Annotated in this window: 8 protein-coding genes, 4 pseudogenes and 1 other annotated feature; of the genes and pseudogenes, 4 read left to right on the top strand and 8 right to left on the bottom strand. The window is 63.7% G+C overall.

The genetic code is table 11. From position 1 onward, the window contains the following. Window positions 1–6 precede the first annotated feature (6 nt). On the top strand, window positions 7–306 hold the full coding sequence (locus tag SPHPHY_RS22115; RefSeq protein WP_156025192.1) for a hypothetical protein: 300 nt from the start codon (window positions 7–9) through the stop codon (window positions 304–306). A gap of 220 nt (window positions 307–526) precedes the next feature. Here the strand turns inward: SPHPHY_RS22115 and SPHPHY_RS22605 are convergent. The 8 genes and pseudogenes from SPHPHY_RS22605 to SPHPHY_RS20680 form a co-directional block, all read right to left on the bottom strand. After that, a pseudogene (locus SPHPHY_RS22605) lies at window positions 527–658 on the bottom strand (integrase core domain-containing protein); the annotation flags it as partial. Between the two features lie 211 nt (window positions 659–869). Next, a complete protein-coding gene (locus SPHPHY_RS20665; RefSeq protein WP_231370505.1) occupies window positions 870–1,892 on the bottom strand; it encodes an IS110 family transposase in 1,023 nt (340 codons plus the stop codon). Window positions 1,893–2,020: 128 nt separating this feature from the next. Further along, window positions 2,021–2,645, bottom strand: a pseudogene (locus SPHPHY_RS22610) (DDE-type integrase/transposase/recombinase); the annotation flags it as partial. 120 nt (window positions 2,646–2,765) lie between these two features. After that, entirely contained in the window at window positions 2,766–4,202 is a 1,437-nt protein-coding gene (locus tag SPHPHY_RS0118325) for a glycosyl hydrolase family 28-related protein (RefSeq protein ID WP_022688138.1), read from the bottom strand. A 542-nt stretch (window positions 4,203–4,744) separates the two neighbouring features. After that, window positions 4,745–4,930: an integrase core domain-containing protein gene (locus SPHPHY_RS20675; RefSeq protein WP_051148473.1), complete on the bottom strand. Its 186-nt coding sequence runs from the start codon at window positions 4,928–4,930 to the stop codon at window positions 4,745–4,747. 7 nt (window positions 4,931–4,937) lie between these two features. After that, a pseudogene (locus SPHPHY_RS22840) lies at window positions 4,938–5,057 on the bottom strand (IS481 family transposase); the annotation flags it as partial. 38 nt (window positions 5,058–5,095) lie between these two features. Then, a protein-coding gene (locus SPHPHY_RS0118335) for an IS3 family transposase (protein WP_156025195.1) occupies window positions 5,096–6,324 on the bottom strand; the annotation gives its coding sequence in 2 pieces (ribosomal slippage) (window positions 5,096–6,036 and window positions 6,036–6,324; 1,230 coding nt in all). Continuing rightward, window positions 5,927–6,043 (bottom strand) — a sequence feature (AL1L pseudoknot). Its footprint overlaps the gene before it by 117 nt. A 54-nt stretch (window positions 6,325–6,378) precedes the next feature. Beyond that, a pseudogene (locus SPHPHY_RS20680) lies at window positions 6,379–7,250 on the bottom strand (IS481 family transposase); the annotation flags it as partial. A gap of 233 nt (window positions 7,251–7,483) precedes the next feature. Here SPHPHY_RS20680 and SPHPHY_RS20685 point away from each other — a divergent pair. The 3 genes from SPHPHY_RS20685 (at window position 7,484) to SPHPHY_RS0118360 (ending at window position 13,975) form a co-directional block, all read left to right on the top strand. Beyond that, window positions 7,484–8,074, top strand: a complete 591-nt coding sequence (locus SPHPHY_RS20685; protein ID WP_022688139.1) for a hypothetical protein — start codon at window positions 7,484–7,486, stop codon at window positions 8,072–8,074. An 83-nt stretch (window positions 8,075–8,157) separates the two neighbouring features. Then, a complete protein-coding gene (locus SPHPHY_RS21090) occupies window positions 8,158–10,554 on the top strand; it encodes a M10 family metallopeptidase C-terminal domain-containing protein (protein ID WP_022688140.1) in 2,397 nt (798 codons plus the stop codon). 331 nt (window positions 10,555–10,885) lie between these two features. Continuing rightward, a complete protein-coding gene (locus SPHPHY_RS0118360) occupies window positions 10,886–13,975 on the top strand; it encodes a TonB-dependent receptor domain-containing protein (RefSeq protein WP_231370506.1) in 3,090 nt (1,029 codons plus the stop codon). Window positions 13,976–14,008: the final 33 nt, after the last annotated feature.

Consider the following 14,008-nt stretch of genomic DNA (forward strand, 5'->3'; position numbering starts at 1 on the left):
GGTGTGATGCAGCGACAACCGATCTGGATGACACGATTGACTGTGTTGCTCGCCCTGGTTGCTGGTGCCGAGACGGTGCGCGCGCAAGCTCTGCCTTCCGGGCATGTCGCCACCTCTGCGGTTGGACAGGTCGGACAACGGCAGGTTGCAGACGTAACCGATCCGCTGGGGCGAATTGACAGCCGCATCCCCAGCCGTATCCCGTCGCGGCTGCGCTCTCGTATTGACCGTGCCTACGATCCGGAGGCGAAAGCCACAACGCCGGCTTTTGCACCCAAGTATCCAGCAGGGCGTCGACAGTTCTGAAATTCTGTAATTAACGTCTGACATGTTCAATCTCAGCAAGTCCATGCTGCGTGGGTGTCGTCTCGTTGTCGCTCTTAGGTGCTGCTCAGCGTCGGCATGCTTTGACGATATCAGGAGCAAGGGTCAGGTCGCGATGGGCGTGACGTGCTCCCCATTTTCAGGCCGCTGATAAGTTAGGTTCGGTTACCTCATGCCTTTGGTGGGAGCGGTCCATAAACTCGGCGGGTACCATGCCGCCAAGGCTGCTGTGCGGACGCACAGTGTTGTAGTCCGTCCGCCATGCCTTGATGATCCGCCTCGCTGCAGCCAGCGATGGGAACAGGTGCTCGTCGTCTAATCGCATCCGGTGCAAGGGGTTTCTGAGATGGCGTTGCCGTGAGCATGGTCGTCTTCGCGGTTGGAATGTGCCGCCGCATGATGGGGCTTCGCAGGGCGACCTCTCTAAGGTTCAGGACGCATTCCATTCCCGTGTGGGTGTCGGATGCAACGAGCGTCTCGGAGTTGGTCGGCCTACGTCCTGGCAGGACGTCTCGCTGCGCCTTGCGACGCGGACGAACTCGGTATCAGGCTGTGGCGCGTGTCTCCTTGAACGGCTCGCCAGTGATCAGCATGCTGTGCATGATGACGGGGAGCTTTGGGGCGACGGCAACCGCGACGCGCTTGAAGCCGAGCCGCTCGCGCAGCTGCAGTCCCGCAGAACCCACTTGCGCAGATCGCACTCGGACCGGCTGCGGGCCAGCAACACCGTCGCTGCCTCGTAGAGGAGCCCGCAGGTGCCTGTCGCTACGTCGGGAGATATGTCCGTCAAAGTCGATCTCGCCCGACTGATAGCGCCGGGTTGTCAGCGCGACCCAGACGCCCACGGACCGGGAGCGCTGGAAGTTGGTCGGGTCCTCAATTGCGGTGACGAAGGAAGTGACCGTCACAACGCCGACGCCGGGAATGGTCATGAGCAGCTGGCAGGCATCGCCGCGCCGAGCATCGGCCAGCAGCTTGCGCCCCAGCTCCGCGGCACGAAGGCGGACCGCGTGCCAAGCCTCGAGCTGCGGCCGGATGATCCGGCCCGGGTCGGCATTGTCGGCCAGCAGAGCCTCCACTTGGCGCTCGAACTTGCTTCCAGAGGCAGGCGGGACGACGAGACGGAACGTCTTCATCAAGCTCCGGACCTGGTTCGACAGCTCGGTGCCGATCCGCACCAGGCGCGTTCGTGCCGCCAGCAGCGTGCGCCCGAGCATGCTGTGGAAGCTCTTGACCCGCACCTCCTTGTAGAACCCGACCTCGGCCAGATGCGCCAGACTATCAGCATCGTTGGCGCCGGTCTTGTTCGCCGCCAGATCAAGCGCAGCCTTGGCATGGCACGCATCGATGCATATCGTCGGCAGCCCCTCCGCGGTCAGCGCATGATAGAACCAGATCGACAGCGGTCCCGTCTCGAACACCACCCCCTCCGCTTCACGAACATGCTTGCGGATCAGCGCTGCAAGCAGTTGCGGGTCGAGGCACACTTGTGCGGCAAATGCACTTGCCGTCACGCCGAATAGATACCGCCGTCTTTTTCCGCGAAACGTCGAGCCCGATATACTCACCTATGGCTGTTCTCCGTCCGATGTTGGGGCCCGACTGTCAGTCGTGAGCCCGCACCTTTTTCTATCCAGGAACAGCCACCTTTCGCACTATCGCTGATCGAGGTGCCGCGCTCCAGCGACTACCCCGTGTTCAGGCATTTGTCGCGCAAGCGACCATTGAACAATTCCGCGAAGCCATTCTGTTGCGGCTTGCCCGGAGCGATGTAATACTATTAGACCCGAGTGTCCTGGCACCAAGCGAGAACGGCATGACTGGTCAGCTCGGTGCCGTTGTCGCTGACCACCATACACGGCAGCCCGTAACGCTCGGCGATGGCCGTCAACTCTCGCACGACGCGGCGACCTGACAACGAGGTATCGACAATGTAGGCCACGCATTCTCGGCTGTAATCGTCGATGACGTTGAGCACGCGGAACCGACGGCCGCAGGCCAATGCATCCGACACGAAGTCAAGGCTCCAGCGCTGGTTGGGTTCCTGCGGGATCGCCATCAGTGCCCGCGTGCCCAACGCTCGGTTCCTGCCGCCGAGTCAGCCGCTCTTTGCGATACAGCCGGTACACCTTCTTCAGGTTCATGCCCTTGCAATCCCGCCTGAGCAGGATCGCCAGTCGCCGGTAGCCGAACCGCCGACGCTCGTTCGCGATCTCGCGCATCCGTTCGCGGACAGCATCGACCTTCCCGCAAAACGGTTCATATCGTCATGCCGACCGGTTGACCCCGATCAGCCTGCAGGCGCGACGCTCGGAGAAGCCGTGGTCGGCCGTCAGAAACTAGCGGGCGTCGATACACGCTACGACCGCCGCCCGCCTTCTTCTCTGGCGTCGGCTTTGCTGCCACCGTCATCTTTGGACTGTGATCACCGAACCTTGGTTCTAGCACTTACTTAACCTATTCACGGGCGCAATTCCTTTGGCAGCCGCAGTCGCGTCAGTCAGGAAGCACTCGCTGATCTCGATGAAGTCACCGGCCGCCGCATTCGGCATCAGAATATCAAGTACCGCGCCGGTTGGCACGGGCGGCAGTGGGGCGTCTAACTTAATGAGCGTCGCGGTTGACGTGCTCGCTGGCGGGAAACTTAGGAGAACCACGTCCGCACCCAAGGGAGACGCGTCCACCCTAATCTGGAGCGGCCTTGATGCGCGATAGACGAGCACGAGGTAGAACGGTTCGGAGACGCGGTAATCGCGCGATAGCGGGGCGTATAAGCCGATGATCGGGTTGCCCCCGCTCACGGTCGAGCACGTGACCCGTTGGGCATTAGGTTTGGGATTAGAAACCGCTAGTGTGACGCTGTTGCCGATCGCTGTGAATTGACGACCCAACCTGGGAACGAGGACGTTCCGCTGCTCGCCGTAGCCGAGCACGTCGCCTTGGACGATTTGGTCGCCTCCGGTGATGAGATAGGCCTTTGTATCATCCAGCCGGAAGGTGCCATGCGCCGCTGCCTGCTGTGCCGGACTAAGGTAGCTGAGGAGGTTCACCGACCCATAATCTTGCCCGTTCAATTGAGCCCCATTCTGGATCAGCGTCTCGCCGCCAGCCGGAATCACAAGGTAGCTTTGCGGCGTCCAGCCAAACGAGAGCGTACCACCTTCAAAAATCGCGACCGCACCGTTATTTACGACCGTGGCCCGGTCCAGGTTCTCGCCGAAGTAGCAGGCGTGGAAGTTCGCGACGACTTGGCCGTTGAGGACCACGCCCCGACCCGAGCCATCCGTCGCGCCGCAATTCGAGAAAAGCAGCGAGTTGTTTCCATTCAGTAGTGTGCCATTGTTGTTCAGAAGCCATTGGGTGTCTGAGCAACCGGCGATGTAGCAGCCGTAGAAGGCGCTATCGAAGTTGCTTCCTTCAAGTTGCCAGCCGACGGGGCCTCCCTCCACGCGGCAATTATAGCGACGGGAGACCCATGTCTCGCGCTCCCAAGCATTCGCCACCCGTGCCGAACTAAGAAATACTCCATTCAACTCTGAGTGATGCCGGTTGCGGATCCTAATACAATAGTCGGCCCTATTTGCGCCGTCGAGCTGGATGCCATTTATCTTGAAAGGCGAGTAGATGATCTCGTCGGGGCTCTCCGCGTCGATCATGGTCATGCCAACCGTTGCAGCGCGGAGCACGGTCTTTTTCATAGTCCCATAGATCTCGACCGTGCGGTTTCTTAGGTTAAGCGCTGTCCTGATAACGGCGGTTCGGCCGGGAAAGGAGAGCGGCTCGCCTTGCGCGTCGGCAGTATCGATCGCGGTTTGGATCGCCTGGCTGTCGTCGGTCACGCCATCGAACTTCGCGCCAAAGTTGGTCACGTACAGCATCACTCGTGTCCTCGACCTGTTTATTTCGGGAGGACCCTCAGCATAGGCTTACGAGGAAAGGAAGGCGCTTTTTTCAGCCACACTCCGCGCGTCATCAGCGTCGATCAAGACGGCAATCGAAGGAACGCTGATTCGGTTTTGGAGCGAAGGTCCTTGGAGTGGCGGCATCGATCGGAACCGGTGTCGTCATCCTCCATACGGCTTCGCATAGCGAGAGCACGCCCAAGGCGGCGGACCTGATACTGCGCTTGTGTCAGCCAATCTACATGGACCTTCGTGCCATGTAGAAGACGGTTGAGTTGTTGAAGTTAATTGGGAAAGCCGCGTTTGCTGTCCTCAACAGCGTGCCGCATCAAAGCACTGACGGCCAAGAGGGGGCTGACATGGTCATGTTGTTACTCGTGCTTGAGGTAACGGATGCTTCGTTTGGCAATGGCGTGGCGTTCGGCCGCTGCATGATTTCAGGCCAAGCGGCACAGGGGCTCGAACCGCATAAGTTACCGGCATTTATGTTGCCCGTGGCGCAGTATTTTCGACCGGTGTCACCGGTCAAGCGATGTGTAAGGACCGCTCTCGCTATAATCCCGTCGCCGGCCATCGATCTTGGTCCGATCATCCGCCAACGACAGGTGCCAGTGTACGTTCATCCTGCTGCGAAAGCGGCCGTTCAACGTCTCTACGAAGGTATTGTCGGTCGCCTTTCCCAATCGGCTGAACTCCAACGTCACAACGTTGTCATAGTCCAGCGATCCAACGCGTGCCGCTGGTGTTTAGTCCCGGCATCTGGTGGATCGGATCGACGATGAACCGGTCTGGCTCTGACGTTCAGATCTTGGCGATGTATTCGTAGGGAGTGAATCGCCCCGGGTCTGCCGGAGGCCTTGAGTTGTGAGTCACGCCGCCATATCGATGTTGTTCACGGCAGCATAATATTGATCTTCGGCTTCGGCCGGCGGGATGTTGCCGATGGGCTCCAGCAGCCGGCGATGGTTGAACCAGTCGACCCATTCGAGGGTCGCGTATTCCACCGCTTCGAAAGATCGCCAGGGCCCACGGCGATGGATGACCTCGGCCTTGTAGAGGCCGTTGATCGTCTCGGCCAAAGCGTTGTCATAGCTGTCGCCGACGCTGCCAACCGAGGGCTCGATCCCGGCCTCGGCTAGGCGCTCGGTGTACTTGATGGACACATATTGCGACCCCCGGTCGCTATGATGGATGAGGCCGCCCCGATGGGCCGGCCGACGATCGTGAAGCGCCTGTTCCAAGGCATCGAGGACGAAGCTGGCATGCGCCGTCCTGCTGGCCCGCCAGCCGACGATCCGCCGAGGATAGGTATCGATGACGAAGGCGACGTAGACGAACCCCGCCCAGGTCGCGACGTAGGTGAAGTCTGAGACCCACAGCATGTTCGGCGCTGGTGCGTAGAACTGGCGGTTGACGTGATCGAGCGGGCACGGCGCCGCCTTGTCGCTGATTGTGGTGCGCACCGGCTTGCCCCGGATTACGCCTGCCAGGCCCATCTCGCGCATCAGTCGCGCGACCGTACAGCGGGCGCCGGGCACTCCCTCCCGTATCATCTGCCGCCAGACCTTGCGCACGCCGTAGACCGCGAAGTTCTCGGCGAACACGCGCGCGATCTCGGGCTTGAGAGCAACATCGTGCCGTGCCCGCGCCGACAGGCGTGTCGGATCCTGTCGCTGCGCGATACGCTCGTGGTAGGTGGATGGGGCGATCGGCAGGACACGGCAGATCGGCTCGACCCCATAGGCATCGCGGTGATCGTCAATGAACGCGATCATCGCCGGAACGGGCGGTCGAGCTCCGCCTGCGCAAAATATGCGGACGCCTTGCGCAGAATCTCGTTGGCCTGCCGCAGCTCGCGGACCTCCCGCTCTAGCGCCTTCATCTTGTCGGCAACCTCGGTCGGGACACCGGCACGCTTGCCGCTGTTGACCTCAGCCTTCTTCACCCACTCATGCAGCGTCTGCGGAACGCAGCCGATCTTCTCCGCGATCGACACCACGGCTGCCCATCGAGAAGAATGATCCCGCTCGTGGTCGAAAACCATCCGTACCGCGCGTTCCCGAACTTCCGGCGCAAACTTGTTCGTCGTCTTGCTCATACAGGCTCCACCTTCTCAGGAGTTGGAGCCTCCGGCAAACCCGGGGCGGTTCAGAGTGAGGCCGCTGAGCGTCTTAAGCCGGCGGGCGAAGTTGTAGGCGGCCATGAAGTCGGCGAGGTGCGTCCGCAGCTGGTCGTGGCTCTCGTAATGGAAGCGTTTGACGGTCGCCTCCTTGATGGTCCGGTTCATCAGTTCGGCCTGCCCATTGGTCCACGGGTGGTTCGGCTTTGTCAGTCGGTGCTCGATATCGTTCGCCTCGCAGATCATGTCGAACCGCATCTGACGCGACCAGGCGGTGTTGCGGTTACGAGGCTGGTCGGCAAACTGGATGCCGTTGTCGGTCAGGATGGTGTGGATGCGGTACGGCACGGCCTTCAGCAGGTGTTCGAGGAACTCCCACGCAGTTCGCCTGTCAGCCTTCTCAACCAATTGGGTGACCGCGAACTTGGCGGGTAGCGGTCGATGCCGACGAACAGGTACAGTTTGCCTTCGGCAGTCTGCACCTCGGCGATATCGATGTGAAAGAAGCCGATGGGATAACGCTTGAAGCGCTGGCGCTTCGGTTTTTCGCCCTCGATATCCGGCAGGCGGGATATGCCGGGCCGCTGGAGGCAACGATGCAGCGCTGAGCGCGTCAACTGCGGGATCGATGGCTGCAACGCGTAGAGGCAGTCGTCGAGCGGCAGCAGTGTGTGCCGTCGGAACGCCACAACCATCGCCTCTTCAGCCTCGGTCAAGGTAGTCGAATGAGGGGCCTTCGGCCCGGTCTTTATATCCTCGACCGTTGCCCTCTTACGCCACTTCGCGACTGTCTTCGGATTGATCCCCAGCTCACGGCTCAGCGTCGCGAGCGAAGCTTGCGATCGCTGTATTGCTGCTCGGACGGCGTGCGTGGTCGTGGCGCTCCCGTGACGAACTTGTCCCATGCGGCTTCCTTCCATTCCAACGAAAGGATCGCACCATCAAACCGTGGGATCAAACACCTACGGCCGCGCGATCCTGCGCGCCGTGGAGGACCTGCGCGCCGTGGAGGATCGGGTATCGTTGTCCGCAATATCAAAATGATTTGCGCATGACATCTTGGTTAGAATCCGATTGACGCTGCCGCGGCGACGGGACAGTCTTCCACGAAACTTCCCATAGGGAGACGAAAGTGGCGGTGGACTACGGGTCAAGGGCACGAATTGCGGCGGCATCGTCGCTGGTTCTGGTTGCCGCCGACGCTGCCGCGCAACCCGCCGCGATCCCGTCCGCTCCCAGCCAGCCTTCCGCCAACCCGGCAGCCGCCGACCTGCCGGCGCCGGCAGCCGCCACGCCCGCGCTGCTGTGGCAGGACGTCACCTCGCTCGGCGTCACCTGCCTCGTCCACACCGCCGACGGTATCGCCACCGGCGCGCTCCACGACCGCCTCTGCGCCGCCGTCACCGCGCAGGCCGCGAAGGGCGCGCCGGTGCCCGTCACCGCCGCGGCGCTCGGCGGTGCGGCGCTGGCGCCGGGGCGGGTCACCTTGCTGGTGCAGGCCTCCGTTGAGGACGTGCGCGGCGCCGGGGTCGTCGCGCTGACGATCCGCCCGTTCCGCAACGCCGCCGAGGCCGGGCAGCTGTTCGGCGCGCCGCCGCGCGTCGTGGCGGCCGACGACCTGCCGGCGCTCGAGCGCGCGGTCGCCGGGCTGCTCGCCGCGACGCTGCCGTGGCAGGCCGCGGTGGGCTCGCATGCGCGGCCACTGCCCGCCGGGCGCCCGCGACGATGATGCTTCGCGTCTGGCCGACGCCCACGGCACGCCGAAATCACATGATAAAATCACACGATAAAATCACACAGGGAGTCGAGTAGATGACGATCGGGAACACTGCCGAGATCGAACAGCTGATCCGGCATTCGGAACACCAGACCGAGCTGCTCAAGGGCGTCGCCTGCACCTGTCCGGCCTGCACCGGGGGCATCCAGAAGGACGTCGGGCTGGTCGATCCGATGGCCGGGCTGAAGCTGACCGGCGAGCAGGGCTCGGTCGATTACCTCGCCGGCACCACCGCGGCGAACGGCAAGCAGATCTGGTCGGCCGATCAGATCGCCGCCTATCTCAACCGCTCGGGCGCGAGCTGGGTCGGCGGGCCGGATCCGGCGCGGCAGGTCGACAGCAACGTGCGCGAGATCACCTTCGGCTTCTATGAGAACAAGGAGCAGCTGCTCGACAACGGCTACGCCTATACCGAGAACGGCCAGGACTACGCCTTCGACGAATATTTCAACTTCGCCGCCTTCAACACCGATCAGCGCGTCGCCGCGCGGCAGGCGATGGGCTTCTGGGACGATGTCGTTTCGGTGACGTTCAAGGAAGTCAGCAACGTCTATCGCGCCGACATCACCTTCGGCAGCCTCGCCAACGCGCCGCAGACGCAGGCCTATGCCTATCTGCCGCAGGGCACGCTGGTGGACGGTGACGTCGCGCTCAACGCGCAGATCGAGCGCGTCGCCGGCGACGTGTGGGTGTCGGCCAGCCAGGCCAGCAACTTCCAGCTGACCCCGGGCGGCTACGGCCTCAACACGCTGACCCACGAACTGGGCCATGCGATCGGCCTGTCGCATCCGGGCAATTACAACTTCGGCCCCGGCTTTGCGGTGAATTACCAGAACGGCGCCGAATATTACCAGGATTCGCGCAACTACACGATCATGTCCTACTGGAACCCGGGCGACATCGGCGCGGGCGACATCGACTGGAACACGTTCGCGCGCGCCTATGGCGGCACGCCGATGATCCACGACATCCTGGCGGTGCAGAAGATGTACGGCGCGGACACCACCACGCGCACCGGCGACACCGTCTATGGCTTCAACGCGACCGCCGGCAAGGACGTGTTCGACTTCACGGTCAACAAGGCGCCGATCGTGACGATCTGGGATGCCGGCGGCAACGACACGCTCGACGCCTCGGGCTATCGCACCGATCAGGAGATCAACCTGAACCCGGGCTCGCTGAGCAGCATCGGCGGCGTGACGCTGGCCGACGTGCGTGAGCGGCTCGGCTTCGAGCAGGTCAACGCCAACCGCGCCACGCTCGGTTACCCGCCGCTCACGCGCGCCAATTACGACTCGCTCTATGCGCAGTTGATCGCCGGGCAGCGCAACCTGAGCCTGACCGACAACGTCGGCATCGCCTATGGCGCGACGATCGAGAATGCGGTCGGCGGCAGCGGCAACGACCTCGTGATCGGCAATGCGGTGGTCAATCGCCTCGACGGCGGGCTGGGCACCGACATCGTCAGCTACCGTGACGCGCAGGCCGCCGTTTCGGTCTCGTTGCTGAACGGGCGCGGCTATGCCGGCGACGCACGGGGCGATTATTATCGCGGCTTCGAGGGCGTAGAGGGCAGCCGGTTCGACGACGCGCTGGCCGGCGACAACGCCAGCAACGTGCTGATCGGCGGCGCGGGCGCGGACTCGCTCAACGGCAACGGCGGGTTCGACACCGCCAGCTACCGTTATTCGACGACGGGCGTCACCGTTTCGCTGCTGTCGAACCGCGGCACCGCCGGCGACGCGCTGGGCGACAAGCTGATCAGCATCGAGGCGCTGGAAGGCGGGCGCGGCGATGATGCGCTGACCGGCTCGAACAACGCCGACACGCTGACCGGCAACGCCGGCAACGACCAGCTGTTCGGCAACGGCGGCGACGATACGCTGGACGGCGGGGCCGGGAACGACATCCTGTACGGCCAGGCCGGCGACGACTGGCTGGCGGGCGGGAGCGGCGCGGACCAGCTCTATGGCGGCGCGGGCATCGACACGCTGTACGGCGGCGATGGCGACGACATCCTGGACGGCGTGTTCGACAATGACGTGCTGTTCGGCGGTGCCGGCAACGACACGATGCAGGGCGGCGCTGGCGATGACCTGCTCTACGGCGGTGCGGGCAACAACATCATGACCGGTGGCGCGGGGGCCGACACCTTCCGCTTCACCGATCTGGGCGCGAAGGACACGATCCGCGATTTCACGCGTGGCGTCGACTTCCTCGACCTCAGCCTGCTCGACGCGAAGACCGGCGGCGCGGTCGATCCGTTCAAGTGGGTCGGCGCGGCGGCGTTCAGCAACACCGCGGGCGAGCTGCGCGCGTTCACGCTGGACGGCCTCAACTATGTCGAGGGTGACGTGAACGGCGACGGCGTCGCCGACTTCTCGATCCAGACCAACATCAAGATCATCCAGGCCGACATCCTCTTCGCCTGATCGACATCGCCGCGGGCAGCGACGCCCGCGGCACCGGCATGACGCGCACGGCGCGGGGAGGGCGACCTTCCCGCGCCGTTCGCATGGATGCGGGATGGGACCAAAGCCGGCCCATAAACCGCTTCGCTTCCGAGTGCCTCGTAGACGCAGGTCGCCGAAGACGTTTGAATAACAAAAAATGGTATTGTTTAAGTATTCGAATGGTGACACATCCGTGAATGCTGACGCCGGGGAGATCAGCGAACATCGTTCCAGCGTAGACCCTGCCGGTAAAGGCGGGCGGCGCGAGCATCTCCGGCGCTTCAGGGAGCGTGCAAGGGGAGATACGATCATGACGTTGAGGAGTTTGCTGGCCGGCGGTTGCTGCATGGCCGCACTGGTCGCGATGCCGTCGCTTGCGGCGGCGCAGACCGAGACCGCACCGGTCACCACGCAGGCGGATACCGCGATCGGCGACCCGGTCGCATCGGCCAAGCTGGCCGCGGACGTGGGCCGCGACAACACGAGCGCCGCCGGTTCGGGCGACGTCGTCGTCACCGGCACGCGCATCACGCGTCCCAACACGCGTTCGGCCGCGCCGATCGTCACCACCACCGCGTTCGACATCGCCGCGCAGGGCGCGACGACGATCGAGGAAGTCGTCAACCGGCTGCCGCAGGTGCAGGTCAATTCCGAGCAGAATTTCAGCGATTCCGAAGGACGCCAGCGCATCAAGCTGCGCAGCCTCGGCTATGAGCGCACGCTGACGCTGATCGACGGCCTGCGCATCGGGTTGCCCAACACCGTCGACGTCGGGATCATCCCCAATGCGCTGGTCGAGCGGATCGACTTGCTGACCGGCGGCGCGTCGTCGGTCTACGGCTCGGACGCGATATCGGGCGTCGTCAATTTCATCCTGAAGAAGAATTTCGAGGGCATCCGCATCGATGCCAATTACAGCTTCTTCAACCACGACAACGGTTCCAACGCAGTCACCGCCGCCGCGGAGCGCGCCGGGTTCAATTCGGGCAACGGGCTGACCAACGACGGCGGACGCAGCGACATCAGCCTCGCGGCGGGCGTCAACCTGTTCGACAACCGCGTCAATTTCAGCAGCTTCATCAACTATCGCCAGTCGGATCTGGTCCAGCTGGTCGATCGCTCGAATTCGGTCTGCGAAGTGACGCAGCCGTCGAACACCGCGCCGCTTTCGTGCACGCGCGCCAGCTATACGCCGGCCGGCACGATCATCCCGCAGTCGGGGCCGCGCGCCGGGCAGCAGCTGGTCAACAACCCGAACGGCAACGGCACCTTCATCCCGATCAACAGCGGCCCGCCGGGTACCTCGGCCAACCCGTATGACGATTGGGCGTTTCAGCGGCCGTTCGAGCGCGTCAACGTCGGTGGCTTCCTGAGCGCCGAGCTTACCGATGACATCGAGCTTTACGCGAACGCGTTGTTCTACCGCGACAAATCCTACAACACGCAGCTGAACCGCACATTCTCCTACACCGCCTACGGCAACGGCGATGTGCCGTTCCAGGTGAATTGCGACAATCCGTTCCTGTCCGGCGCGCAGCGCGGCGACCTGTGCGGCACGAACGCGGGCGTGGCGGGGCAATTTGCGCCGATCGACGTCCGCTACCGCTTCGACGGTCAGCCGCTGGTGCAGCAGAAGTTCACCAACGAAGGCTATCGTATCGTTGCGGGGCTGCGCGGGCGCGGTCTGAACGACGTGTGGACCTATGACGTCGCCGGGATGATCTCGCGCGCGCGGCTCGACACGATCGACGTGCCGTTCGCACAATTCGCCAACATCAACCGGTCGCTCGACGTCGTCAACGTCGGCGGTGTGCCAACCTGCCGGGCGGTGGTGAACGGCAGTGACCCGAATTGCGTACCGTTCAACGCCTTCGCGCCGTTCAACAAGGACCAGGCGCTCAACCAGTATCTGTACGGCGGCGCGACCGGCGGGATCAGCACGCGCATTCCGCGCCTGATGCAGTTCCTGGGCACGATCAGCGGCGACCTCGGCAAATATGGCATCACTTCGCCGCTCGCCGAGCAGGGCCTGGCGGTCGCGATCAGTGCCGAATATCGCGACGAGATGGAGCGGACCGACGTCAACCAGGTCTTCATCGACAACAACGGCGGCCAGAATCAGCGCGTCACGCAGAACATCCTGGAAGCGAACGCCGAAATCCAGGCGCCGCTGGTCGAGAACCAGTCGTGGACACGGCTGTTGCAGGTCAACGGCGGCTATCGCGTGTCGAAGTACAACCGGCTCGACAACCGCTTCACCACCTGGAAGATCGAGGGGCTGTGGTCGCCGATCGAGGACGTCACGTTCCGCGCGTCCTACAACAAGGCGCAGGCCGCGCCCGGCGTCGGGGCGGCGGCCAATGCGGCCAACGTCACCTGGAACCAGGGCTTCTATGCGGATCCGTGCGCCCCACGCATCGACCCCGCCAACCCGAGCGGACCGCGGCTGGCGCCGATTGCCACCCAGGCGCAATGCGGGAACACCGGGCTGCCCGCCAACCTCTATGGCAGCGCGTCGCTGATCTGCCCGAACGATGCGTGCACCGTGCGCGAGGGCGGGTTCAACCTGAAACCGGAAACCGCCTATACCAAGACGTTCGGCGTCGTGCTGCGCCCGCGCTTCATCCCCGGACTGGTCGTGTCGGCGGACCGGTGGTTGATCGATCTGGAGGACCAGCTGGTGTTCCTGCAACCGCAGGATCTCATCAACGAATGTCTCAACACCGGACTGGAATATTTCTGCAGCGGCATCGTCCGCAACGCGGGGTCGGGGACGCTGTCCAGCCCCGCCGGCAGCCGCCCGGCAGCCGGCTGGGTCGCACGCGGCTCGTCGAACGGCTACAAGGAGCAGTCGTACGGCTGGGACTTCCAGGGCCAGTATAACGTCCGGCTGGGTGGGGCGGGCTCGCTCGACGTCAGCTTCAACGGCACGCTGATGACGCGCAACGGCGGACAGGCGTCGCCGGCGGCGATCAAGCGCAATTGCACCGGCTATTTCGGTTCGGGCTGCGGCGAGAGCATGCCGCGCTGGGCGCATCAGCTGCGCGCGACGTGGTTCGCGCCGGAGCGGATCGCCAACGTCTCCGTCAACTGGCGCCATCGCAGCGGCATGCCGACGACCTTCTACGCGCCCGCCGACACCGGCATCCCGGTGCAGGACGAAAGCGCGCGTCGCGACCAGTATCCGGGCATCGCCGCCTATGACTGGATCGACCTGGCAGTCGGCTTCGACATCAACAAGCGGATGACCTTCCGCATCGCCGCGAACAACCTGTTCGACCGCGACCCGCCGCTCGTCCCCGACAGCCGTTCGCGGATCGGGTTGCTGCGCGGCAACACGATCATGGGTTATGACCTGCTCGGCCGGCAGATCGTTGCAGGTGTCTCGCTGAAGCTGTGACCTGACGCCGTCGGCACGTCGATCCGTCGACGT

This window comes from Sphingomonas phyllosphaerae 5.2, assembly GCF_000419605.1.
GTDB classification, from domain to species: Bacteria; Pseudomonadota; Alphaproteobacteria; order Sphingomonadales; family Sphingomonadaceae; genus Sphingomonas; species Sphingomonas phyllosphaerae_B.

Bases quoted from the DNA above. Each gene is read 5' to 3' on its own strand.
- SPHPHY_RS22115 (WP_156025192.1), top strand. From the start codon at position 7: ATGCAGCGACAACCGATCTGGATGACACGATTGACTGTGTTGCTCGCC.
- SPHPHY_RS0118325 (WP_022688138.1), bottom strand. From the start codon at position 4,202: ATGCTGTACGTGACCAACTTTGGCGCGAAGTTCGATGGCGTGACCGAC.
- SPHPHY_RS21090 (WP_022688140.1), top strand. From the start codon at position 8,158: ATGACGATCGGGAACACTGCCGAGATCGAACAGCTGATCCGGCATTCG.
- SPHPHY_RS0118360 (WP_231370506.1), top strand. From the start codon at position 10,886: ATGACGTTGAGGAGTTTGCTGGCCGGCGGTTGCTGCATGGCCGCACTG.